At 43.0% G+C, this 23,601-nt stretch carries 20 protein-coding genes and 1 tRNA gene; 7 read left to right on the plus strand and 14 right to left on the minus strand.

Features of this window, described 5'->3' with window-relative positions:
- Position 1 precedes the first annotated feature (1 nt).
- Positions 2-481, plus strand: coding sequence for a hypothetical protein (locus L6494_RS19310; RefSeq protein WP_237989340.1), 480 nt, complete (start codon positions 2-4; stop codon positions 479-481).
- Here L6494_RS19310 and L6494_RS19315 read toward each other — a convergent pair.
- A complete protein-coding gene (locus L6494_RS19315; RefSeq protein ID WP_237996150.1) occupies positions 470-1,894 on the minus strand; it encodes a cobyrinate a,c-diamide synthase in 1,425 nt (474 codons plus the stop codon). The genes L6494_RS19310 and L6494_RS19315 overlap by 12 nt on opposite strands.
- Before the next feature lie 217 nt (positions 1,895-2,111).
- Here L6494_RS19315 and L6494_RS19320 point away from each other — a divergent pair, with 217 nt between their 5' ends.
- Entirely contained in the window at positions 2,112-4,283 is a 2,172-nt protein-coding gene (locus tag L6494_RS19320; RefSeq protein ID WP_237989342.1) for a glycoside hydrolase family 10 protein, read from the plus strand.
- Between the two features lie 52 nt (positions 4,284-4,335).
- Here the strand turns inward: L6494_RS19320 and L6494_RS19325 are convergent, their stop codons facing one another.
- The 9 genes from L6494_RS19325 to queA form a co-directional block, all read right to left on the minus strand.
- Positions 4,336-5,208 carry an Rpn family recombination-promoting nuclease/putative transposase gene (locus L6494_RS19325; protein WP_237989343.1) on the minus strand — a complete coding sequence of 291 codons (873 nt, stop codon included), beginning with the start codon at positions 5,206-5,208 and terminating at the stop codon, positions 4,336-4,338.
- A 160-nt stretch (positions 5,209-5,368) separates the two neighbouring features.
- Entirely contained in the window at positions 5,369-6,748 is a 1,380-nt protein-coding gene (gene opcA, locus L6494_RS19330; protein ID WP_237989344.1) for a glucose-6-phosphate dehydrogenase assembly protein OpcA, read from the minus strand.
- Positions 6,749-6,764: 16 nt separating this feature from the next.
- A complete protein-coding gene (locus L6494_RS19335; RefSeq protein WP_237989346.1) occupies positions 6,765-6,929 on the minus strand; it encodes a hypothetical protein in 165 nt (54 codons plus the stop codon).
- A gap of 9 nt (positions 6,930-6,938) precedes the next feature.
- On the minus strand, positions 6,939-8,468 hold the full coding sequence (zwf, locus tag L6494_RS19340) for a glucose-6-phosphate dehydrogenase (RefSeq protein WP_237989347.1): 1,530 nt from the start codon (positions 8,466-8,468) through the stop codon (positions 6,939-6,941).
- Between the two features lie 111 nt (positions 8,469-8,579).
- A complete protein-coding gene (gene tal, locus L6494_RS19345) occupies positions 8,580-9,725 on the minus strand; it encodes a transaldolase (protein WP_237996152.1) in 1,146 nt (381 codons plus the stop codon).
- A gap of 215 nt (positions 9,726-9,940) precedes the next feature.
- Complete coding sequence (fbp, locus tag L6494_RS19350; protein ID WP_237989348.1) at positions 9,941-10,987, minus strand: class 1 fructose-bisphosphatase; 1,047 nt, start codon at positions 10,985-10,987, stop codon at positions 9,941-9,943.
- Positions 10,988-11,539: 552 nt separating this feature from the next.
- Positions 11,540-11,824: an RNA recognition motif domain-containing protein gene (locus L6494_RS19355; protein ID WP_237989349.1), complete on the minus strand. Its 285-nt coding sequence runs from the start codon at positions 11,822-11,824 to the stop codon at positions 11,540-11,542.
- 564 nt (positions 11,825-12,388) lie between these two features.
- Positions 12,389-13,537, minus strand: a complete 1,149-nt coding sequence (locus L6494_RS19360; protein ID WP_237989350.1) for a tetratricopeptide repeat protein — start codon at positions 13,535-13,537, stop codon at positions 12,389-12,391.
- Positions 13,538-13,725: 188 nt separating this feature from the next.
- Positions 13,726-14,853 (minus strand): tRNA preQ1(34) S-adenosylmethionine ribosyltransferase-isomerase QueA, encoded by a 1,128-nt coding sequence (queA, locus tag L6494_RS19365; RefSeq protein WP_237996154.1) that lies wholly within the window; start codon positions 14,851-14,853, stop codon positions 13,726-13,728.
- A gap of 388 nt (positions 14,854-15,241) precedes the next feature.
- Here queA and L6494_RS19370 point away from each other — a divergent pair, with 388 nt between their 5' ends.
- Positions 15,242-15,631 carry a hypothetical protein gene (locus L6494_RS19370; protein ID WP_237989352.1) on the plus strand — a complete coding sequence of 130 codons (390 nt, stop codon included), beginning with the start codon at positions 15,242-15,244 and terminating at the stop codon, positions 15,629-15,631.
- A gap of 171 nt (positions 15,632-15,802) precedes the next feature.
- Here the strand turns inward: L6494_RS19370 and L6494_RS19375 are convergent, their stop codons facing one another.
- Positions 15,803-16,282 carry a YraN family protein gene (locus L6494_RS19375; RefSeq protein WP_237989353.1) on the minus strand — a complete coding sequence of 160 codons (480 nt, stop codon included), beginning with the start codon at positions 16,280-16,282 and terminating at the stop codon, positions 15,803-15,805.
- Between the two features lie 14 nt (positions 16,283-16,296).
- On the opposite strand from L6494_RS19375, the gene L6494_RS19380 reads away from it, so the two are divergent.
- Positions 16,297-16,926 (plus strand): pentapeptide repeat-containing protein, encoded by a 630-nt coding sequence (locus L6494_RS19380; RefSeq protein WP_237989354.1) that lies wholly within the window; start codon positions 16,297-16,299, stop codon positions 16,924-16,926.
- Between the two features lie 71 nt (positions 16,927-16,997).
- Here the strand turns inward: L6494_RS19380 and L6494_RS19385 are convergent, their stop codons facing one another.
- The gene (locus tag L6494_RS19385) at positions 16,998-19,097 is read right to left on the minus strand and encodes an SPFH domain-containing protein (protein WP_237989355.1); all 2,100 of its coding nucleotides are present in this window, start codon (positions 19,095-19,097) and stop codon (positions 16,998-17,000) included.
- Between the two features lie 334 nt (positions 19,098-19,431).
- On the opposite strand from L6494_RS19385, the gene L6494_RS19390 reads away from it, so the two are divergent.
- Positions 19,432-20,073 carry a PEP-CTERM sorting domain-containing protein gene (locus L6494_RS19390; RefSeq protein WP_237989356.1) on the plus strand — a complete coding sequence of 214 codons (642 nt, stop codon included), beginning with the start codon at positions 19,432-19,434 and terminating at the stop codon, positions 20,071-20,073.
- Between the two features lie 184 nt (positions 20,074-20,257).
- Here L6494_RS19390 and murA read toward each other — a convergent pair whose 3' ends face one another.
- Positions 20,258-21,607 (minus strand): UDP-N-acetylglucosamine 1-carboxyvinyltransferase, encoded by a 1,350-nt coding sequence (murA, locus tag L6494_RS19395; protein WP_237996156.1) that lies wholly within the window; start codon positions 21,605-21,607, stop codon positions 20,258-20,260.
- A 534-nt stretch (positions 21,608-22,141) separates the two neighbouring features.
- Here murA and L6494_RS19400 point away from each other — a divergent pair.
- A tRNA-Leu gene (locus tag L6494_RS19400) sits at positions 22,142-22,223 on the plus strand.
- Positions 22,224-22,290: 67 nt separating this feature from the next.
- Positions 22,291-23,070, plus strand: a complete 780-nt coding sequence (locus L6494_RS19405; RefSeq protein WP_237989357.1) for a TrmH family RNA methyltransferase — start codon at positions 22,291-22,293, stop codon at positions 23,068-23,070.
- 143 nt (positions 23,071-23,213) lie between these two features.
- Here L6494_RS19405 and L6494_RS19410 read toward each other — a convergent pair whose 3' ends face one another.
- A complete protein-coding gene (locus L6494_RS19410; protein ID WP_237989358.1) occupies positions 23,214-23,456 on the minus strand; it encodes a hypothetical protein in 243 nt (80 codons plus the stop codon).
- Positions 23,457-23,601 lie beyond the last annotated feature (145 nt).

The raw sequence follows: 23,601 nt of genomic DNA on the forward strand, positions 1-23,601 counted from the left end.
AATGAAAAGCTTAACTCTGAACTCGAAGATGATTTTAGGAAGTTTTATGACCTTAAGCTTCCTCTACCTTAACCCTCAACCTTCAATGGCACAACTTAACTGTAACGTGGTGGAATCATTTGGTAATGCTTCCCAGTCACAGATTTTGAGAGAACTGAATAACCGCCTCGCAGGAGGAAGTCACAATATCAACAGACGTAAAGATTTACGAATTAATCAGGTAGAGAATGTTTCTTTTAATGGTTGTCGGATAACAGTTAAAACCAATGTAACTTTAGAACGAAAGATTCGCCGAGATGCCCACGGAACGGTGACAATACGTGCAGATATCACATCTTTTAGCTTACCGAATCGGCAATTATGTTATGAAAATGCAAAAGTGACTGATGTGAGTTTGAGTAGAACTCTAGGTATTGGCGAAGCTGTGTATAAATGGGTAGCAAATAGAGTCCTTCCCAATAAAGATTGTTTAGGCGTTTAATTCAGTATGAAATATTTCCCGACATTGGCTAATAAACTGTCGGGGAATATCTACACTTTCCCCCCAGTGCAGATGAATATAAGAAGCATGAATATTTATTGGTAAACCCCATCCCTCGCATCCCAGATTCTCTTCCACATCGTAGCGATAAGTAGTAAACAAAGGCTGATCAGGATTTGAGATGACATGAGAACGATGGAATTCATGTCCATAAATATTTGTTCCTGCATTGACTAGCAGACTATCTTGTAAAGCCACAGCGCGACGATAGCCCAAAGTCAGCTTTTTATCCATCATCGCTGATGTGGGTAATGTTCCCACCATCGGCCAAGATTCACCCTCAAAATCAACTATTTGCTCACATAAATACATCAACCCCCCACACTCTGCAATGGTGGGCATTCCTGACACAATAGCTTGTTTAACACTATCACGGGCATTAGTATTAGCTGCTAATTGTTGAGCAAATACCTCTGGAAAACCACCCCCAAAATACATTCCCTGCACACCTTGGGGTAATTCATCTGCTAAGGGACTCCAAAAGACCAATTCTGCACCTAAATGTTGCAGGATGTCTAAATTATCTTGATAGTAGAAATTAAAAGCGCGATCGCGTGCAACTGCAATTTTAACAGGCATGGGACATGGGGCATGGGGAAGAACTTCTACCTTTTCCCCAGTCCCCAATCCCCAATCCCCAGTCCCCAACAAAGGTAATAAAGTTTCCCAGTCAAAGCAAGTATCACCTAAATCAGCGAGACGAGTGATTACAGCGTCTAATTCGGGGAGTTCGGCGGTAGGGATTAAACCTAAATGGCGATCGGGAATGGTAATGTTATCTTGACGACGTAAAACGCCAAGAATAGGTAAATGTAAGGGTTCGAGGGAATTTTTGAGGAGAGAGAGATGGCGATCGCTACCTACACGATTCAGCACTAAACCCGCTATTTTAATTCTAGGGTCAAAGGAGCAATAACCGTGAGCGATCGCCGCCACAGAACCAGATAATCGACTACAATCAAGCACCAACACCACAGGTAAATCCAACAGTCGCGCAATGTGCGCCGTACTAGCAAAATCAGTGCTGAGTAAATTCTCTTCCCCAGTCCCCAGTCCCCAGTCCCCAGTCCCCTTCACCCCATCAAACAACCCCATTACCCCTTCAACTAAAGCGTATTCACTCTCTTGATGATGAGCAAAACACTGCCGAACGTAAGCTTCTGAAGTCAAAACTGGGTCTAAATTCCGACACGCAAGACCTGTGACATAAGTATGAAACATCGGGTCAATATAATCTGGCCCGACCTTGAAAGATTGCACCACAGCACCACGCCGAGATAAAGATGCTAAAAGGGTAAGAGTGACTGTTGTCTTACCCACTCCACTACGTTCCCCAGCAATAACTAAAGCCATAAAAGCAGGATAGGAGATGTTCACTACCTTGGATATTAGAAGAGTAGTATACCGTCTTATCCACAATTCCAACTTGGCACTACTTACCTAATAGTTGCGTCACGTTCGTAGTAAGGACTTTAGTCCTGATTTTTCTAAGGACTAAAGTCCTTACTACAAACTTACATAGAAGGTTGTAAATTAAGCTCAATTATTAAGTATAAATATTTAGACAGTAATGCCGAACCAATTCCAGCACAAAAATAGAAGTTTTTCCCCCTACTCCCTCTTTCCATTCCTTAAGCGTCTTCTCCCAGTTTTGTTTGCCATATCATTGGCTATAACCTTGCTACTGGGAAACTTTACTCCCGTAACTGCTCAATTACCACAGTCACCTCGTCAAGAAATCCGTGGGGTTTGGCTAACGAATAATGACTTTGACATCCTCAGAAATCGCGCTAAAGTACAGGATACATTTGCTCAGTTACGGCGATTGAACTTTAACACAGTTTATCCGGTGGTTTGGAATGATGGTTATGCAAAATATCCCAGCGCAGTAACGCAACGCATGGGTATTCCTTTTTTCTTCAAAGGGACAGAAGGCCAAGATGTAATTGCAGATATTGTTAGTCAAGCCCGCCGTCAAGGTTTATTAGCGATACCTTGGTTTGAGTTTGGCTTCATGACTCCCCTGAGTTCAGAACTCGCATCCCAGCATCCAGAGTGGTTGACGCAAAAGCAAGATGGAACTCAAACTTCTATTTCGGCTGCGGGTGAGGTAGCATGGCTGAATCCTTTCCGCCCAGAAGTACAACAGTTTATTACTGACCTTGTGGTAGAAATCATTAGTAAATATGACGCTGATGGTATTCAATTTGACGACCACATGAGTTTACCTGTTGATTTTGGGTACGACAAATACACAATTAACTTATACACTCAGGAAACTGGGAGTCCCCCGCCCCCTAATCCTCAAGCTCAAGCATGGATGAAATGGCGAGCAGATAAAATCACAGCCTTTATGGTGCAACTTAACCAAGCTGTGAAAGCCATAAAACCCAGTGCAATTTTCTCGGTTTCTCCCAATTACTATAACTTTGCCTACAAATTTCAACTCCAAGACTGGCTTAATTGGGTGCGGTTAGGTGTTGTCGATGAGTTACTAGTACAAGTTTATCGGGATAATCTGCCAAGTTTTGTCAGTACAATTATTACCCCAGAAATTATAGAGTCACAACAATTAATACCTACTGGTATAGGTATTATGACTGGGTTAAGAAATCGCCCAGTTTCCATACAACAAATACAGTCTCAAGTACGGGCGGCTCAAGAACGTGGTTTAGGTGCAGTCTTTTTCTATTATGAAAGCCTTTGGGACTATGGTACAGAACCAGTGGCGCAGCGTCAGGCTGGGTTTCAAGCACTGTTTCCTAATCCGGTGGTACGTGATACTTCCCAAGTCATAGCCCGTAAACCCAGTTTTGATACTATATCAGTTCCCTTATATTCCAGGGGTGCAAGCGGTTATTTCCTAGAGGTGGCAGTAGCTAACGGTCAGCCAAGACGTGTTCTTATGGATACAGGCTCGGCGGGGCTAAGAGTTCCTAGAGAGTTTTTAGGCAATGCCCCCATTAACAGAACGGGTCAAATCGTTAGGGAGGTATTAAGTGATGGTACTATCTTAGAAGGAGAGATAGTTTACACTAATTTACGCATTGGTTTGGTTGCCACAGAAGAACCTGTTCCTGTGCAAGTTGTTACTAGCCGCCAATGTACCCCACAAAAACCTAATTGTTCTGCCAAAAGTGGTACACCGTTTGCCGGTATTATCGGAGTCAATTATTCAGAACGCACACTTCCCTATAATCCCTTGAGAAAACTACCAGGAAATCTAAGTAACGGATTCATCGTGACGGGGAATCGTGGTAGTAGTAACGGTAGTCTTATTCTCGGTTTAACTGCACAGAATCGCGTAGGGTTTAAAATAGCTTCCCTGAGTCAACAACCTGCGATTAATGGTATTCCTGGCAACAGATGGGACTCTAGACTCAATGGAGTTTGTTTAGCGATCGCAGCCAGTTCTATGAAAAATACCTGCAATGCCAGAATGGTAGTTGATTCTGGAGTAAACAGCAGTTTAATTGATTTTAAATCTGCTTCCCTAATGGGTAAACTCAAACCCGGAAGATTACGCCCACAAAATACAGTGAAACTATCAATTCCTCGTGTGTTTGACTACAGCATTACCCCAGGAAACACCAACGGGGTGAATGTGTGGAATGTCAATGTTTCTCCACAGTTAGACCAGCCTGTGGTGGTGAATAGTGGGATGAGATTTTTCAACAGATATGATGTACTGTTTGATCCAGTAAATGGAAGACAAGGTTTTCGCGATCGCACTAAAGCCTAGTACCCTCATTCTGGAAATTTGGCAGGATAGGACGGAGTATCAGGCTATTTGCTCATCGTGCTTCTAGCCATGACTCTAAATCAACCACACCAGTAAAATCTAACAGTGCCTCGCTCAAATCTTCCAGAACAGGCAAAGGCAACCCAAAAACTGAAGAGCGTATTTCTTCGGGAAGTTCTTGCCCAAATCGTTTAGCCAACTGTCGAGAAATAGCATTAGCCATCACTTCTCGTCCTTCCTCTCGTCCTTCTTCTCGTCCTTCCTCTCGCCCTTCCTCTTTAATTTCTCGGTAAACTTTTGTTTCCTTGAGCGTTATTCCTAGCATGGACTCTACCTCCATTCGGCTTAATTTTTCAAACCTGTACACTATAATCGTTGTTATCATCTCTATTATGGCGCGACTCTCTGGTTGAGATACTTCTTGACTACTTCTAGTTAATAAATACCTTGCTTCTTCTGGAGCTTGTTCTTCCTCTACTGTAGTCAATACCATCAATGCTACCCATATAGGTAATTGACGAATATCTCCTATTTCGTCTAAATATACCCGATGTACTTGTCCACCATTCAGAAATGAACGGTGAGGATAAATCTTACTTTGTTCAATATTACGCGACGGATAAATGATCACCGCTTGCCAGTCGCTAAATTGATTACAGTTGCGGTAGAAATATAAAGATGATTCAGCAAATACCCTTTCATAAAGCTGTTCATCTTTCTGAAACTGCACCTCGCAGAAATATACAACCCCTGCACCTTCGTTTTCGGGGGGTAAAAATACCCCGTCTATTTCAAATTTTGGTTCTTTGACAGCCACTGAATTAAAACGATAAGCATCTGCATTTTCTGGGTGATTTGTCAATAATTCAAATAATAATGCAGGAGATTGTTGAAATAGTTTGTAAAAGATTGAGTCTCGTCGCATGAAAAGATTTTACCAGCCTATCAAAACTTTTGTGCCAAACATGAGAACCCCAGTTTTGATGCAACTGGGGTTCTCAGGTCAAAGATATCTTTAGTATCTGAGCTAACTTATACCAATTTTCCAAAATCAAGCAGCCCTAATTTTGAATTTTGAATTGGTATTAACTCTTCACTTCTAACTTCAATACTTGCCCAATCACTGCTAGGCTTTCTTCAAATAATGCCTCACGACCCCAGCGTTGTACCTGTTGACTTAGTAACGCTTCCGCTTTTTGTTCTGATAAAGAACTCACCTGTTGGAATAAACCCGCAGATTGTGCGCCGCCGTGGGTTTCCATCCGCATACACCCACCAGTCTCAGAGCAAATGACAGTACCGCAGTCTGCTTGAGCATTAGTTGAACTCAGACGCAGGGCAATCAAATCACCCATAATCTCACCCACATCTGCAACTGGAACGCCAGCTAATTCTGCTTCTACTTGTCGTTGATTTGGGGCGACGAAGTGAATGCGGGTGATGTCATAATCACCACTTTCCTTTTTATAGGAAACTGGCTGCCATTGCAAACGACTCGCCAACCAACCCAAAAATAGTAATGCTTGGGCTGGGTTGCCTTTTTCGTAATCAAGTGTCACACGGTCAATTTCTCCCAAAGCCGCGCGACGGTGGGGAGAATCGTAAGCTTCAGCTGTCAATTCTTGCCATGCTGCGAGTCTACGCCAGTTTAAATCAGCTAGGGGTACACCAATTTCTACTAACTCGTGGAGGCTGATTAAATCGCTTTCTGGCTCGTTGAAATTACAAGAATCAACAATTACATTATTGCAAACTGCCGCCAGTCGCTTAAATAGTGCATTGTTGGGGTCTGGTGTAGCTTTCCACCAGAGGAACTTGGGCAAACCACCAATTAACAAAGCTGGAATCATCCCGCCGATTCGTTCCAAGGCTGTGGCAGTGCCACTCAAGGTAATGTATTCGCAACAAATTAGTGTGCTGGAAGACTGCTTTTGAATCGGGCAGTAGGCAGAAACCTGCGCCTTTACACCTTCATCTTCGCCAGCAATAGGACACAAAGCAATAATCCGGCAAGGGTTGCGGAGGGCGATTTCGTCAGCAATTCTGGGGCTGGTGGAGTTCAAACTATAGGAAGTAATACCGTTGGCAATTTCTCCTGTAGCTGCATTACCTTGACGTTTAGCAAATTCTTCGCGCAGTTTAGCTAAAGTTTCGGGTGTGGTTGTTCCGGTTTCTATCAGCCCATACTTGGTTTGCACTTGTCGCAAAGCTGCATCTGTTTGTGGGCCTAGAATGCCATCAATTGGGCCATTGTAGAATCCCAGAGATGCCAACAGATATTGGGTTTCTTCTGGTTCGTAAACTACTAAAGTAAAAGTAGTAGCGCGAGTAGCCGCAGGTAATGCACCATCTTCGCCAGTGATGCCGTAGCTTTGCCAAATCTGATTTAGTTCCGTTTCAATTTCGTTGAGCGAAATATCCTTGGGGGCTTGTAGTGAAAAAATAGTTGGGGCTTGGGAAATCATAGTAGTTGTGGTTTTGTCAGTGATCAGTTTGAATTGAGGGTGTAGGGGTGTGGGGGTGTAGGGGTGTGGGGGTGTAGGGGTGTAGGGGTGTAGGGGAAGAAAAACCTTTAGAGGTCAACAAGCAATCCCCAATTCCCAATCCCCAATTCCCAATTCCCAATTCCCGATTCCCAATCCCCAATCCCTATTCCTACAGTCTGCGCCAGCGACGACCGTCTTGATTGATCAAAAGTTCTGCTTCTGTGGGTTCCCATGTCCCTGCTTCGTATTGGGGAACAACTAGGGGATCGGCGGGTGCATCCCAAACAGAAAGGGCGGGGGTGACTACTTGCCAAGCTGCTTCTACTTCGTCGGCACGGGTGAATAATGTTTGATCACCCATCATACAATCTAGGAATAGGCGATCATACGCATCGGAAGTAGCGGCAATCCCAAAAGAACCATAGCTGAAGTCCATATCTACGGAACGGGTACGGAATTCTGCCCCTGGCATTTTGACATCAAAACGGAGAGAAATTCCTTCATTGGGTTGAATCCGCATAGCCAAAATATTGGCGTTTCTTTGTTGCGCGGCGGATTTGAACATCCGAGAAGGAACGTCGCGGAAGTGGATGGAAATTTCACTGACTTTTTTCGGCATCCGCTTACCAGTCCGCAGATAGAAGGGGACACCTTGCCAACGCCAGTTATCAACCATAAATTTCATTGCTACGAAGGTAGGGGTTGTAGAACTGGGATCAACTCCTGGTTCTTCCCGATACCCTGGTGCTGGCTGTCCTTTCATCCAGCCGGCACTGTATTGACCGCGTATGGCTGAACGTGAGAGGTTATGTACATCAGCTAACCGTGTAGCTTGTAAAACTTTGACTTTTTCGCTACGGATACTGTCAGCATCCATTGAGTTGGGTGCTTCCATTGCAGTGAGACAGTAAAGCTGCATCAGGTGGTTTTGCAACATATCCCGCAGTGCGCCGGCTTTCTCGTAGTAACCAGCCCGGTCTTCCACACCTACGGTTTCAGCTACGGTAATTTGTACGTGGTCAACAAACTGACGATTCCATAAGGGTTCAAAAATCGCATTGGCAAAGCGAAAGACTAGTAAGTTTTGAACTGTCTCTTTACCCAAGTAGTGGTCGATGCGATAGACTTGGTTCTCTTTACAATATTTCTGTACTACTTGGTTGAGGCTTTGGGCAGATGCCAAGTCCCGACCAAAGGGTTTTTCAATGACTAGACGGTGTTTGTAGGGGTCGTCTAACATTCCACCTCCCCCTAGCTGTTTGATAGCTTCAGGAAAGAAGTTAGGCGCAACGGAGAGGTAAAACATTCTGTTACCTCGTGTACCCCGTTTTTCGTCTAATTCGCTTAAGAGATTTTTCAGTTTTTGGTAACTCTCAGGATTATCTATGTCTCCAGGGCAGTAGAACAGACCTTGAGAGAAATCTTGCCAGAGTTCTTCGGGATCAACGCCACCATGAGCCTCTTCCATACCTTTCCGCATTTGTTCGCGGAAGTATTCGTGACTCCACTCACGACGGGCTACGCCGACAATGGTAGTTTCTGGGGGAATGCGTCTTTCTTTGCGTAGTTTGTACAGTGCGGGAACGAGTTTGCGCCAGGTTAAATCACCAGATGCGCCAAAGATGACGATGATTTGAGGTTCGGGCATCCCTTGTTGTTGTAGACCAACGCGCAAGGGATTTTCTAGGAGACTAACCATAACAGTTTTCGATTCTAGGTGGGGATTGGGGATCGGGGATCGGGGATTGGGGATTGGGTACTGGGAAAACTTTTTCCTAGTCCCCAGTCCCCAGTCCCTAGTCCCCAGTCCCTATACTGGTGACAATAGCTTGACTTTGCGCTCTAAAGAGTTCATTAGGGACTGGAAGGGCTGGACAAATTTGTTAATACCCTCGATTAACAGTTCATCCATAACAGCATTGAGATCAATATTGATGTCGGGGTCTTTGAGGCTTTCTATGAGATGGTAAGCTTCATTTACTCCTGTTTCTAGACGATTAGCAACATGACAATGGTCGGCACAGGCGGTAATTGTCCCTGGTGGTAGGGTGTTGACGGTATCTGGGCCAATTAACTCATCAACATACATGACATCGCTGTAGTTGGGGTCTTTGGTGCTGGTACTAGCCCACAGTAATCTTTGCACTTTTGCGCCTTTGGCGGCTAGGGTGTGCCAGCGACTATCGGCAATAATTTTTTTGTACTCTTGATAAGCAATCTTGGCATTGGCGATCGCTATTTTACCTTTGACGGCTCTGAGTTTTGCTTCTACATTAATATCATCAACGCCCCGTTGTAATTTGGCATCAATTTTGCCGTCAACGTTGCTATCAATGCGACTAAGAAAGAAGCTAGCCACAGAGGCAATTTTGCTGATATCTTTACCCTGTGCCAAGCGTTTTTCTAAGCCCCGCATATACGCCTCTAATGTCTTGATATAGCTTTGCACAGAAAACAGCAGGGTGATATTCACGTTAATGCCTTCAGATATTACCTGTTCCACGGCTGGCAATCCTGCCTCTGTACCAGGGATTTTGATCATGACATTTTCCCGCCCAATTTCTTGGAAATATCGCCGGGCTTCTGCTATTGAGGCTTGGGTATCATGGGCGATGGTTGGTGGTACTTCAATACTCACATAACCATCTTGTCTATTCGAGGCTTCATATACAGGGCGTAAGATATCACAGGCATTGCGGATATCTGCAAACACTAGGGATTCATAAATTTTGTATGTGGGTAGTTTTGCTTCAATGCCTGTTTCAATATCAGCATCATAAATTGCATTATCAGCGATCGCTTTTTCAAAGATAGCTGGATTGGAGGTAATGCCACAAATTCCTTGATTTTCAACTAAATTTTTGAGTTCCCCTGATTGAATAATGTCCCGGCTCAAATTATCCATCCAAATACTTTGGCCGTATTGTTTAATTTCTAATAGATGATTGGTGGCCATAGCTGTTGTTGACTCCATTAATGATGTTTCTAAGTGAATTTGACCAAACTCATCAAAATCAAAACTTTTGATGGTGACTTTTGCATTTTTGCGTCGTTATTCACTTATTGCATCGGCCAGCTGAGATAATCTCTCATGGACATCCAAAAAATGTTACAGAGAGTGATGAGTGCTGAGTCTTTTTCTCTCCTCTGCTCCTCTGCTCCCCTACCTCCTTAATGACCATTCTGAATAAACGACTCCACCTTGGCAACATCCTCTTTGCTACCAATAATTAATGGGGTGCGTTGATGCAGTTTGGTTGGTACTACGTCTAATATCTCTACTAACCCTGTAGTAGCACGACCACCAGCTTGCTCAATCAAAAAGGCGAGGGGAGCAGATTCATACAACAAACGCAATTTACCTTCTGGCTTTTGAATTGTACCTGGGTAAAGAAAAACACCACCTTGTACCAAAATTCTGTGGATATCACTTACCATTGCGCCACTGTAGCGAGATGTGTAACCTTCTGTACGATGGACGTAACGGATGTATTCCCGGTAGGATTCTTCCCATTGCCAAAAGTTACCTTCGTTAACGCTGTAGATGGGGCTGTGGTTGGGAATCCTCATATTTTCTTCAGTTAGGATAAACTCTCCTAAGCTGGGATCTAGGGTAAAAGAATGAACTCCTTTGCCAATGGTATAGACCAGCATGGTGCTAGGCCCATAAAGTATGTACCCCGCAGCAATTTGCTTGTGTCCGTTGGTCAGGAGGTCTTTAGCTTGTCCATCGCTATCGTCTCCTTCTTGTTGACGAATTGCAAAAATAGAACCCAAACTCAGATTAGTATCGGTGTTTGATGAACCATCAATGGGATCATATAGCAGGGTATAGCGACCAACGGGGCAATTTTCGGGAATATAATAGGGTTCATCCATTTCCTCGGAAGCTAGACGACAAACTAAGCCGCTTTGCTTAAAGACTGAGATAAATACGTCGTTGGCGTAGACATCCATCTTTTTGACGGATTCTCCTTGCACATTGACTTCCCCAGTAAATCCCAGAACGCCTTCCATTAAACCTGCACGGCTGAGGCGACGCGCAACTAGTTTACCAGCTAAAGCAATCCGATTCATTAGCGCACTTAAATCTTGTGCATCTGGAGAAAAACTTTGAAGTTGTTGTAGTACGTGGCGTGATAAGGTTGTACAATCACGATCTAAGCCTTTGTCTGTGGCTGGGTTGATAGACTCTAAAGATTCTGACGCTTTAGTCATTATTGGTTGCTTCCTAGGGACTAGCTGTAGGTTAGTTGGGTGAGTCAGTTTAATTATGGCAACTTATAGCTGCTGCCTCTATCTTAGAAAGGTAATTTGATAACTTAGATATGATTTTAGATAAACTAAAGAAATCAATTTGTTTTGGCTGCCATGCTTGAGGCGATCGCCATTCCAGAAAAATGAGTTTGAATTGCTTTACTTAGTGTCTAATACACTGTAGAATTTAAAGCCTTTACTTGCATATCCCAATTTGCTTACCAAAAAAAATCCGACGAGTTATTCAAGATTTTTTGCTAAAAATAACTGGTCGGATTAGTGCTGTCAATTTGGTAATAATGGCTGATTGCTAGCACTTCAAAGATACAGTTCACTCAAATTTTAGTCGAGAAGAATATTTTCTCCTTTGTGCCTTGATGTTGAAAAAATGATCTTTTCGCAACAAAAACAGGAAGAAAAATCATGTTTTTATTTGTGACACCCGGAAAGATAAACTTCACACTTATAGAAGTTGCGCTATTTGAACAATAGTGCTAAGAGATTTTTCCTTTACTAAAATTCTTGTCTTTTATTCCAACTACCTCGTCGGTCATCTTCTCGTGGTTTGGCTTTGTTGACTTTAAGCTGACGACCCATCCATTCTGCACCGTCTAGTTCAGTAATAGCCGCATCCTCTTGAGCGTCTTCATTCATTTCAACAAAAGCAAAACCACGCATTCGACCTGTTTCACGGTCGGTAGGTAAAACAACTCTTTTGACTTCGCCGTAGTCTGCAAATACGGCTTTCAAGTCTTCTTCAGTAGCGCGGTAAGAGAGATTTCCAACGTAGATAGTCATGTGGGATCACGTAATTATCAAAAACAGAGCAACTAGTTCAGCAATAAAACAGATTGCAAAGCTTGCATAGTCTCTTTTAAGTCACAGATGGCAAATGTTGTAGGGCTGCATTCATATTGCTAGCGTTATCTTCAACTAATCCGTCCCTGCGGCTGAACTGAAGCATACGCTCATATAATAACTGATTGTGACATTCTTCAAAGTGAGAGATTTTACAAACTCTCAATAAAATATAATTAGCAAGTCTTATATGTTTGATAGCTCAGATAATTTTGTTTTTTAAAATACAATTTTACCAGTAGTGAAATCCTGAAATTGCTATTTGTTAAGTAAGCAGGGTGGTTTCATACGAAAAAAGAAAAATCTATAAGCAGAGATTTTGACCCCTCTCCAAACCTCTCCCCCTGGGAGGGATAGGCTTTGAAAGCTAGGTTTATTTTTTTCTCTGGTTGTATGAAACCACCGTGCTTCCCTAGCAGGGAAGGGGGAATATGTAGAGACGTTGCGTGCAACGTCTCTACAGTTATAGGGGAATTTGGTAGATTTTGCAGTCTAATACAAGCTTTACACTTTGCCATTACGATCAACTTGATCTGATGTAGAACCGGGAATAACTAGTGGAAACAATGGTTGTTTGACTGAGACAGGCGTATCGCTAGAATTAGTTTCTAATGCGTTGTTTGTAGGGTTTGGTGTTTGCTGAGGATTAGATGCTTGTTGCTGTTGGAGTTTTTGCTGTTCGATGGTTTGAGCAACTCGCTGCATTAGGGTTTCAATTTTTTGTGCTTGCTCAAGATTACCTTGTTCGCGGTATTGGTTATGAGCGCGTTGTAAAGCACTGCTAGCTTTTTTTATGTCGCCTTGATTGTATAAAGTAACACCTAAGTTATAATAAGCTGAGGCATTTTTGGGATCTTGGCGAATAGCTTGGGTATAAACTGCGATCGCTTCAGCAGTTTGACCTTGAAGTGCCATCAGACTTCCCAAGTTACTATAAGCGGCGGCATTTTTGGGATCTAGCTTCAGGACTTGCTGATAAGCCGCGATCGCTTCTTCCATTTTCCCAAATTCTTGCAAGGCGATCGCTAAATTATAATAAGCGTTACCATTGCTACTATCAAAATTAATTGCTTGTTGGTAAGCTGCGATCGCTTCTGGTAGTTCTCCTTGATCGTAGAGTAATAAACCCAAATTGTATTGAGTTGCTGCCCTTGTTGGTTCTACTACCAAAGCTTGACGATAAGCTGTAATAGCTGCTTCTTTTTGTCCTTGGCGTTGCAATGCTAACCCTAAATTATAATAAGCATCTCCCAGATTGGGATTAATTCTAATCGCCTCACCATATTCCTGCACTGCTACATCTAGACGATTTTGCATGAGGAAAATATTACCCAGATAATTCCTCGCCATGCCAATATTTGGATCTTGCTGCAAAGCTTGCCGAAAAGCAGATTCTGCACCTTGCCAATCGCTGCGATTGTAGCGCGTCACTCCCTGCTGATAAAAAATAGCCGCGTCTAAATCCTGAGAAATGGGAGTTTGTGCTAGTACCTTACCACCTGGCAAATTAAAAACCGTCGGTGCAGCCAACATCAAAACAGCAGAGGCAGCACACAGAAGCCCTACTGGTGGCTTTTGCCAACGAAAAATGCGGTTGCAGGTGATGGGAGACAAACCGTAAAACCACTGTTTAAAAAGATGTTGTTTATACATAATGGAATCTCTGCACGAAGGTTTAGATCCTTATAAGTCAGAGTACCCACTACTACATGAAAAATTAAAAGTTGAACAAGAAAAATTTGTAAAGAGACTGGAAATGGGGCATTGGGAAAAATACTACCCTTTTCTTTGATCTAAACTCCCCACTCCCCACTCATTACTCATTACTCAGCACTCACCACTCAGCACTCTCTTGCTTCTGGCAAAATTAGCATGGCATCACCAAAAGAATAGAACCGATATCGAGAAGCGATCGCTTCCTGGTATATATTTAATAATCTCTGTCTGCTAATAAGCGCACTAACCAGCATCAGTAAACTAGAACGGGGTAGGTGAAAGTTAGTGATTAGACCTTCCACAACGCGCCATTGGTAGCCAGGATAGATAAATAGGTTGGTCTTGCCACAAAAAGGTTGTAAATCACCAGAGACGGCTGCTGCACCTTCCAAGGCTCGTACTGCTGTTGTTCCTACAGCGATAATGCGACCCCCTGCGGCTTTGGTGGCGCGAATTTTCTCTACAGTATCTGCGGGAACTTCAATCCATTCTTCGTGCATTTGGTGACTGGTGACATCTTCCACTTCCACCGGGCGAAAAGTTCCTACACCAACGTGCAGCGTAATAAAAGCTTGATTGATATTGCGATCGCCTAACTTAGCAATTAGTTCTGGTGTAAAGTGTAAACCAGCCGTTGGAGCTGCGATCGCTCCCGGTTGTTCGGCGTAAACGGTTTGATACTGTTCATCTGCCGCTTGGGATGTAGTAATGTAAGGCGGAAGCGGGATTTCACCGAATTTATCTAGAAGTTGTATTAAAGATTGACCATCTGGTATATCAAATTGTAATAAGCGTCCGCCTGTCTCTTTATCTGTTTCTAGGACAGTAGCTGTTAGCTGGGGACTGGGGACTGGGAATTGGGGAAATTTACCTGGTTCAAAAAAGATTTTACTTCCTGTTTTAAACCGTTTTCCCGGTTTAACTAGGGCTAACCAACAGTTATGCTGGCGTTCTTCTAATAGTAAAATTTCTACTTCTGCACCAGTTGACTTACGTCCATAAAGTCTTGCTGGAATGACTTTGGTATTATTCATGATTAACAAATCTCCAGGGCGTAGGAGGTCTGGTAAATCACGAAAAATCTGGTGTAATGGTGCTGTTGTGTTACCTGTAGTCTGAGAATTAACCACCAATAAACGAGAACTATCTCTAGGAACAGCCGGATTTTGAGCAATCAGTTCTGGAGGTAGTTCATAATCATACCCAGCTAATAAACAATCTAAATTTGTATCTTGTGTTGCTTGTTCAGACATTTGACTGTGATTAACTTGTAATACTAGCTGTTCCTTGGAAAGAGTGCTGTTAGCGGTAGCGCGGCGTTTAGCCGGTGCTGAGTAAAAATCCCAGTCCATAGTCCCTAGTTCTTATTTACTAGTACAGCGCGGCGTAAATAAACCACCCATTCCAAATCAACAAAACCCTTACGTTGTCTTCATTTTGACTTTTGACTTTTGACTTTTGACTTCCGCGTAGCGGTGCTAGTCCTTTGCTTAGACTACAAGAATCAGTGACGTGTACACAATAATATAAAAATTGGGTAAAACTCCCCATGCAAAGACGGGGGCTTTTACCCTACCGAAAACGGGGATCAATTTAAGAAGATAGAAATGTAGGATTAGCTTTGATCCAAAAGCACCCATCATGGAATACTTGTATTATTTGGCAAATGCCAGTCTCACTCTCAGAGTTGTTCAACACTTGCACGCTAGACCTAGAACTCCTGTTTCGTTCGTCACCGTGATTCATCAAATTGATGGTTGGGTGGTTAGGATCAAACTAAAAGGTCAAATTTCGTCCCAAGATGATGGAGATATTCGAGCTTTTCTCAATGAAATGGGGATTAGCTATGAGCCACCAATGCGGGTACAAATGGCACTTTGGAGTTTAGAAGCTGGGCAATGTCCTGTTGATGTGATGCGCCGCTATCAAGTAGCGATCGTTTCTCACGGTAGCCCAGAAAGAGAGGAAATCGAGGCTTTTCGACAACAGTTTGTCCGGGGATTGGGTTACTGTCCAGAAACTCTCGCATGAAAGGGAACAGGGAACAGGGAACAGGTGACAGGAAAAACTAGGTCGGACAAAATTCTAGTTAGCCCTTTACCTCTTTTCGTAAAACCTTATGTATTTAACGATGTTACATACAATTTGGTAATTGGTAATTGAAGATAGAGATATTTCATCTATACTAATTACCGATCTCCTCTAATCAATCACATCGAACGCAGCCGGAATATATTCTTGTAACTGAAATTGGTATCCTGCAACCGATGAGATAGCTAGGGCTTCTGGAATGACTTTGGTATGAGGGTATTGTTGCGAAATTGGCTGACAACGAACGATCGCAACATCAAAGCGACAAGAGCAATTTGCTTTCTCAGGGTATTTGGCTAAAAATAAGCGGGCAGTGCGTCCAATTTTCGCCTGTTTTTGCGGGGTAATGGCATTTTTACCCCAGGAATCCCAATTACCTAGACTGCGGGTTTTAACTTCTATAAAAGCCAATGTAGAGTCTATTTGGTTTCCCGTTGTATCAGGATATTGAGCGATAATATCAATTTCTCCCCAACGACAACGAAAGCGGCGTTGTAGAATTAACCAACCTGTAGATTGTAACCATTGGGTTACGAGGTCTTCTCCTAAGTCGCCAATATCGGCATAATGTGATGGAGGAGGATTTACCATTGGCTGGGAATAGCATGAATTTTAAGTTATCTAAGTTAAGCGATGGCCTATACCCCACTTTTCCTGCGGAAAAATACGCAAATAGCGATCGCATATTAGTTTCTACACTCGATGTATCCCCTACTCACTTTGAGCTATGGCATAAAAAATATCATCGAATTTTCACCAATATACTTAGTTTATTGCTGTGCATATCAGTCGGCATCACGGCAATTGCCGGTTTTTCTCCCACAGCCTTAGCACTTGAGTACAACAAAGAAATTTTAATAGAGGCTGATTTTTCAGGACGTGATTTAACAGACTCTAGTTTTACCAAAGCTAATCTGCGTCAAAGTAACTTTAGTAACTCTAATTTACGGGGTGTGAGTTTCTTTGCTGCCAATTTAGAGTCAGCTAATTTACAGGGAGCAGACCTAACAAATGCTACCCTAGACTCAGCTCGTCTCATCAAAACCGATTTAACAAATGCTGTATTGGAAGGCGCATTTGCGGCTAGTGCCAGGTTTGATGGTGCAATTATTGACGGAGCAGATTTTACTGATGCGCTATTACGTCCAGATGAAGTGAAAAAATTGTGCAAGGTAGCTAAAGGTACTAACCCAACTACTGGTCGTGACACACGGGATAGTTTGTTTTGTCCTTAGTATTAATACATATTAAAAAATAGAACCCCAATTTCTTCAAGAAATTGGGGTTCTGCTACAAGTATTTACTACTACTTATCTTTTGGTAATTCTACTAGTATCTGACTGGTACTGTGGGCTGGTGATGTGGGAGGGACTATTGGTTGTGGATCTATGAGTGTTACCTCATCATTTTTATTGGTTTGATTCCATAAAATCATTGACAGCAACCCATCAACTAAACCGTTGGTGCTGCCATTGCTACCGCCCACTAAGATATCAGGAATCAAGCGGACATTGCGATCGCCAATAATTTGCATGAGTTGCATGGCTGTATAACCTTGTGTTCCCAAGGCTTGCACACCAGTACGGTAGGTTTCAGCTTTGGCGTTACCTGTAGCCCTAATTCCTTCAGCTTCCGCGATCGCTTTGAGTTTGGTAGATTCTGCTTCCCCATTCGCGTGCTTAATGTTTGCTTGGGCTTTCAGTTCCGCAATCTGCACACTTTGCTCTGATTTCACCATTTCTTGTTGAATATCAGCTAAGGCTGTCTCCCGGACAAGTTTTTGCCTTTGGGTTTGTGCCATCTGCTGTACTTCGTAAGTTTTGCGTTCTTCTTCGGCAATCTTACGTTCTGTTTGGGTTAACATCAGCGATGCTGGCGGCTGAATATCCCCAATTAAAGTATCAATTGCTTGCACGTCATAAGCCCGCAATGCTGCCTTAATATACTCTGAGGCTTCCACTTGGCGTTCACTCCGAGCGTTTAAAAAGTCTAGCACGGTGTAATCTTGCGCTGAGTTGCGGAAATAATTACCAATGCTGGGTTCAAGGACATTATCAACCAAGTTTTGCATTGCACCCACGCGGGAAATTACTTTCGGTGCATCCAACGCGCCGACATGGATGATTTGCGACACTTCTAAATCAAAGGCGAAACCATCTTTAGAACGTACCGTTAAAGATTCTAAATTCGCGTCGTATTTATGCCTTTCTGTGCGTCCTGACCAGTTTAATACGATGTTAGTAGTTGGTACTAACTCTACTTTCATGATGCGGGTGTTAATAGGATGTTTACCCGGATACAGAGGTTCAACCCAGACACCTTTATGACCAGGATTCACTAAGTTACCGTGGGTAAAAGCTGCACCACTCACATCTTCTTGGGCTTTACCGACGAAAGAAATTACCACACCTACATAGCCAATGGGAATTTCCGTCATTGGTACTTGTTCAACATTGACAAGCCAGGGATTGAGATTCCAAGAACCAGAAAGCAGAATTTGCTCTTGTAAACCCCTGCGTCCCCCACCATCCAAGAATTTCTGACCGTTTTGGAAGTTATCGTGTCCTGTAATCACTGTACCGGCAATTTCACCCCCAGCGATCGGCATCCCATCTAAGGTGGTAACGATGCCCACTTTATCAGATGCCACAGTATACACGCGTAACTGTTCGGGAGTCATACCGTGAGATGTGGCGTTGGCAGCCATGATTACTTTAAACAGGGCAGTATTAATCCTGTATGTACCCGCAGTGATGAACCCCATTTGCCGCCCTTTTTCACCTCCTTGGGTGAGGAATTTTCGGGCATCTTGGAAATTATCACAATTGACGATTTTACCTAATATCCGTTCTGGTGGATTAGATTCGCCATCAGCAGCGACAATAACCGCAATTTCACCTTGAGGAACAACAACAACTGTCTCTTTGCGTACTGAATACTGCCAAGGCCAATAACCCCAGTGCCAACCAGGTGCTAAAGTGTCAGCCTGCAAGCCTGCTTCACCGTTGAGGGCTATTAGCTGTCCGGCTGGCAACCCTTTTCCAGAAATAGTAAATTTTTTGACAACAATACCAACTTCCCGTTCGCCAATAACTACTAATCCTCCGAAGAACAGGGGAAAAAATATCACCAAACCACCAACCACCACCATCGGAACAAGCACTAAAGGATCAACCCCAACGGCTTGATACTGCGTCCTGTTGATTTGTAATTGGGCAATATTTGGTTCTGTCTGCTCCATTGGGACGGATACAGAGGTAATTTCTTCTAAAATAGATGTTTTTACATTAGTAGCGTTGGCAGAGTTAATACTGCCCGCTAATGCTAAGGAAGCTATAAATGTAGTTGCAAAACAAGCTAATTTATTTTTTTTAGTCTTACCAAGGAAAGATGAAAAACTTTTCATAATTTGCGCCCTTCTGGGCAACTAATTATCTAAAGTATCACTTCACTTGCTAAACACAGGTTTTCTTAAACTTGGTGTAATTTTTTGAGGTTTGTGTCTATAAAATCAGTACCTTTGGAGATTCTAAGATAATTTGCCTTACGGTCTACTGTATTAAGTGATACGGGGTTTTGTATGAACATTGGATGAAGTCATCCACTATCCCAGAGTGATTTGTGCGTAAATCTTCACCAAAATCAAGAATTTTGGGGTGTGGAACATTAGATAATTAAGGGTAATCAATTTGTCTAATGTACATCAGATAACCTGATTCTCTGTAAAAAGTAGGTAATTTATGAAAAGTTTATTGTTAGGATTAGTAGCTATCTTGGCATTTGCTCCCAACGCTTATGGAGCAAAAATTGTATATAGTGAAGCCTCTCAAGGTGACTTATCTAGCGATAACTTGAACCCAACAAAACTCAACCTGTTTAATGGTTCTAACCGCATCAATGGCTCGACAACCGGCAACCCCAATCTTGACCAAGATTTCTTTTCCATTACTATTCCCAATGGTCATTTACTGAATAAAATTATTCTGGCTGACTATAAAGGATTAGATGATGATCTACTCAATCAAGGATTTTTAGCGGTACAAGCAGGTGCGCTGATTGAAAATAATACTGTTACTCAAAATACTCCTCAATTGCTGGGCGCAACAACTATTGGTGTAGGGACAGGAAAAGAAGTTGGTGATAATATCTTAGACGATTTGAGTCAAGCGAATTCAATCAGGGGTTTTTCCTTTGTTGGCTTCCCTAGTGGTGTCCTTCAATCAGGAAATTATACTTTTTGGATTCAGGAAACTAAAAATGGTATAGAAAAATATGAATTAGATTTTGTAGTTTCCAAAATTCCTGAACCTTCTACCATCATAGGTTTAGGTGTGGTGCTGGGTAATGTTATACTGTTGAACCGGAAACGGCGTTTAGCGTGACGACACAAACCTAACAATCTAAATTTATGTTGGGTTGCGCTACGCTTAACCCAACCTACTAGCTACGAGTTAGCTTTATGAGTGAAAATCAATCAGAGGATGATGTAGTAATGAGTAATGAGTATTGAGTAATGAGTATTGAGCGAGATTCCCCACTCAGCACTCAGCACTCAGCACTCATAACTTAATTCGTCGCTGCTTCTGTATCTACTGGGCTTTCACTTACGCGCAGGATTTTTGCGCCTAATTGTTGCAATTTCACATCCATTTGATCGTAGCCCCGATCAAGGTGATGTAATCCCTGGATTGTGGTTTGTCCTTCGGCGGCTAGTCCGGCTAAAACTAACGCTGCTGATGCTCGTAAGTCAGTCCCAATCACTGGCGCACCAGATAGTATTGGCACTCCCCGCACAAAGGCAGTATTCCCTTTAACGCGGATGTCTGCACCCAAGCGGTTTAACTCGGAGGCATGACGCAAGCGGTTTTCAAACACAGATTCGTTAATGATGCTGTCGCCTTCTGCCAAGGTGAGTAAGGCCATGAACGGTGCTTGCATATCTGTGGGAAAACCTGGATGGGGCAAGGTGTCGATATCTGTTGCCTTGAGGATTTCCGCAGGTAGAATGCGTAAGCAGTCTGGTGCATCTTCAATGATGGTTACGCCAATATCCCGGAGTTTGGCAATCACTGGAATTAAATGATCTGGGACTACTGGGCAAAGGCTGATTTCTGAGCGCGTGATAGCTCCCGCTACTAAAAATGTCCCTGCCTCAATGCGATCGGGAATAATCGAATAGTCGATAGAATGCAATTTGGGAACACCAACAACAGTTATGGTGCTAGTCCCCGCACCCTGTATTTTCGCCCCCATTGCATTGCAGAAGTTAGCTAAATCTACTACTTCTGGCTCTCGTGCAGCATTTTCAAGAATGGTTTCGCCATCAGCTAGAGTAGCCGCCATCATTAAGGTTTCGGTTGCCCCCACACTGGGAGTATCTAAGTAGATTTTCGCACCTTTCAATCTACCATTACTACCAGGAACATAAGCATTACAAATACCATGTTCAATCTGTACCTCTGCTCCCATTGCTTGCAGTCCTCGGACGTGCAAATCAACTGGTCTAGCACCAATGGCACAACCCCCTGGTAATGGCATTTGTGCCACCCCTAGACGGGCTAAAAGTGGGCCAATGGCAAAAAAACTAGCCCGCAATTGGGTAACTAGTTCGTAGGGAGCTTTTGATGTGGTGATTTCACTGGCATTGATATCTAAAATATCAGCTTCTCTAGTTAGGCGTACACCCAACGCTGAGATTACTTCAGCCATCCGTTCTACGTCTGCCAACAAAGGAACGTTACGAATGCGACAATCTCCTGAACATAGCAAAGATCCAGCAATGATGACCAAAGCTGAATTTTTTGCCCCGCTAATTTTTACCTGCCCCCGTAAAGGATGCCCACCCCATATTTGTAAGACTGAGGAGTCTACTTCAACAACAGGTTTAGCATCTGGTAAGCTGCTAGAAGGATTAATAAGTCTACCTCCAAAAAAAATAAGTACTTAATTTTATAAGCTAGAAGTTGGTTTTGATTCTACAGTAAAGAGCTGATTTGTCTACATTATTGTCTTTATTTTGTCCCTACATTGAACGTAACTCTGAGTAAATTTTGAACTCCTAGTACCGCTACGCGGAAGTCATGAAAAGTTAGAACGTAGAGAAAAACGAAACCAGAAGCCTTGCCGTACTAAGCTGTTGGACATTTAGGGAACACCAAAAAATAAATTATCCGCAATTGATGGTTGGGTAGGGTGCGTCAGTATGAATAATTTCTGAGTATAGTTAGGTTCTATAGCACTGACGCACCCTACAGTTTGAATATTTTTTATCTGGAAGTTCCTTGACTTGACACTAAGGGCAAGATGCTTACCCCACAATAGTTAGGCGCATTCATCATATGCAAACTAGAGGTGCTTTAGCTTAGTACCCAGTCTCTAATCCTTTTCTAGGAAGTTGACAAACATTAATAATTAAGCAATAATAAGAAATTGTCGATATGCAAACCGCAGGCGGAACTGGCGGAATTGGCAGACGCGCTAGATTCAGGTTCTAGTGCCGCAAGGCTTCCGGGTTCAAGTCCCGGGTTCCGCATAAATTTAAGTGCTGAGTGCTGAGAAAGAAATACTCGGCATTCGGCAGTCTTAATTCAGCACTACAGATGTTAACGAGTTTACAAAATCCTTTAGTTAAGCAAATCCGCAAGCTGCACTCTACCAAGGAACGCCATAGACAGCAGTTGTTTTTATTGGAAGGGACGCACTTGTTGGAGGAAGCTTGTGCGGTGAGTTATCCCCTAGAGGTGGTCTGTTGTACTCCAGAATGGGAAACAGCCCATGCAGGATTGTGGGAGTTGGCTTGTAGTTTATGCGATCGCGCGGAAATTGTCAGTCCAGAAGTTTTAAGTGCGATCGCTACTACTGTACAACCAGATGGGGTAGTAGCGATCGCCAAACGCAGTGAACACCAACAGCAAGTTCCTTACACTGGCATAGTTTTAGCTGTAGAAACCATCCAAGACCCTGGTAACTTAGGGACAATGATTCGCACGGCGGCGGCGGCTGGTGCGTCGGGTTTATGGTTAAGTCAAGATAGCGTAGATTTAGATAATCCTAAAGTCTTGCGTGCTTCGGCTGGACAATGGTTTCGTCTAGCAACGGCGGTAAGTGAAGATTTAAAGACGACAGTACAGAATTGTCAGCAGGCGGGAATGCAGGTAGTAGCAACCTTGCCCACAGCCAAGTTAACTTATTGGGAAGTAGACTGGCAAAAACCTAGTTTGATTTTATTAGGAAATGAAGGTGCTGGCTTGTCGGCTGATTTAGCCGCAATGGCTGATAAGCAAGTCAAAATTCCCCTGAGTCCAGGCGTGGAGTCTTTGAATGTAGCGATTACCTCAGCCCTAATGCTATATGAAGCCCAGCGACAAAGGCGAGAGTGAGTAGTGAGTAATGAGTAATGAGTAGTGAGTAATGAGTAGTGAGTAGTGAGTAATGAGTAGTGAGTAGTGAGTAGTGAGTAGTGAGTCAATAGTTATTTGTTTTTCTTCTTTGCTCCCCTGCTCCCCTGCTCCCCTGCTCCCTTCTAATTACTTTTTGTTCTTCCTTCTAGATATTGTTCAATATCAGCAACAGCGTCTTCCCAGGCGGCTAAATCAGCATCAGTTATATCTTCACTCGGCTCAACTGCATTGGCGTTACTCGTAAAGATATCTGGTATCGCCTCATCCTCAGTCTCACTTTCAATTAAGATATCTTCCAACTGTTCTAGGGCTGCTTGAAACTCTTGATCAGCCTCGTGGCGATTGTGTTGCTGATTTGACTCCATAATTTTGATTTTAAAATTTTGATTGACAAATTAGACGTTAATTGCAATGCCTACAATAAATTTTGCCCACCTAAAATTATATTTACAGCTATTTGCTGTATAAAGTTTACACCTAAACAGCTAGCTTTCAGACTCAAGAGACATT

The organism is Nostoc sp. UHCC 0870 (assembly GCF_022063185.1).
GTDB lineage: Bacteria > Cyanobacteriota > Cyanobacteriia > Cyanobacteriales > Nostocaceae > Trichormus.

What these genes read in the sequence shown, in the direction of transcription:
- L6494_RS19355 (WP_237989349.1), bottom strand. Translation starts at nt 11,824, where the DNA reads ATGACTATCTACGTTGGAAATCTCTCTTACCGCGCTACTGAAGAAGAC.
- L6494_RS19325 (WP_237989343.1), bottom strand. Translation starts at nt 5,208, where the DNA reads ATGCGACGAGACTCAATCTTTTACAAACTATTTCAACAATCTCCTGCA.
- L6494_RS19320 (WP_237989342.1), top strand. Translation starts at nt 2,112, where the DNA reads ATGCCGAACCAATTCCAGCACAAAAATAGAAGTTTTTCCCCCTACTCC.
- opcA (WP_237989344.1), bottom strand. Translation starts at nt 6,748, where the DNA reads ATGATTTCCCAAGCCCCAACTATTTTTTCACTACAAGCCCCCAAGGAT.
- L6494_RS19310 (WP_237989340.1), top strand. Translation starts at nt 2, where the DNA reads ATGAAAAGCTTAACTCTGAACTCGAAGATGATTTTAGGAAGTTTTATG.
- L6494_RS19390 (WP_237989356.1), top strand. Translation starts at nt 19,432, where the DNA reads ATGAAAAGTTTATTGTTAGGATTAGTAGCTATCTTGGCATTTGCTCCC.
- fbp (WP_237989348.1), bottom strand. Translation starts at nt 10,987, where the DNA reads ATGACTAAAGCGTCAGAATCTTTAGAGTCTATCAACCCAGCCACAGAC.
- zwf (WP_237989347.1), bottom strand. Translation starts at nt 8,468, where the DNA reads ATGGTTAGTCTCCTAGAAAATCCCTTGCGCGTTGGTCTACAACAACAA.
- queA (WP_237996154.1), bottom strand. Translation starts at nt 14,853, where the DNA reads ATGTCTGAACAAGCAACACAAGATACAAATTTAGATTGTTTATTAGCT.
- L6494_RS19315 (WP_237996150.1), bottom strand. Translation starts at nt 1,894, where the DNA reads ATGGCTTTAGTTATTGCTGGGGAACGTAGTGGAGTGGGTAAGACAACA.
- L6494_RS19385 (WP_237989355.1), bottom strand. Translation starts at nt 19,097, where the DNA reads ATGAAAAGTTTTTCATCTTTCCTTGGTAAGACTAAAAAAAATAAATTA.
- L6494_RS19370 (WP_237989352.1), top strand. Translation starts at nt 15,242, where the DNA reads ATGGAATACTTGTATTATTTGGCAAATGCCAGTCTCACTCTCAGAGTT.
- tal (WP_237996152.1), bottom strand. Translation starts at nt 9,725, where the DNA reads ATGGCCACCAATCATCTATTAGAAATTAAACAATACGGCCAAAGTATT.
- L6494_RS19405 (WP_237989357.1), top strand. Translation starts at nt 22,291, where the DNA reads ATGTTAACGAGTTTACAAAATCCTTTAGTTAAGCAAATCCGCAAGCTG.
- L6494_RS19375 (WP_237989353.1), bottom strand. Translation starts at nt 16,282, where the DNA reads ATGGTAAATCCTCCTCCATCACATTATGCCGATATTGGCGACTTAGGA.
- L6494_RS19380 (WP_237989354.1), top strand. Translation starts at nt 16,297, where the DNA reads ATGAATTTTAAGTTATCTAAGTTAAGCGATGGCCTATACCCCACTTTT.
- L6494_RS19360 (WP_237989350.1), bottom strand. Translation starts at nt 13,537, where the DNA reads ATGTATAAACAACATCTTTTTAAACAGTGGTTTTACGGTTTGTCTCCC.
- L6494_RS19410 (WP_237989358.1), bottom strand. Translation starts at nt 23,456, where the DNA reads ATGGAGTCAAATCAGCAACACAATCGCCACGAGGCTGATCAAGAGTTT.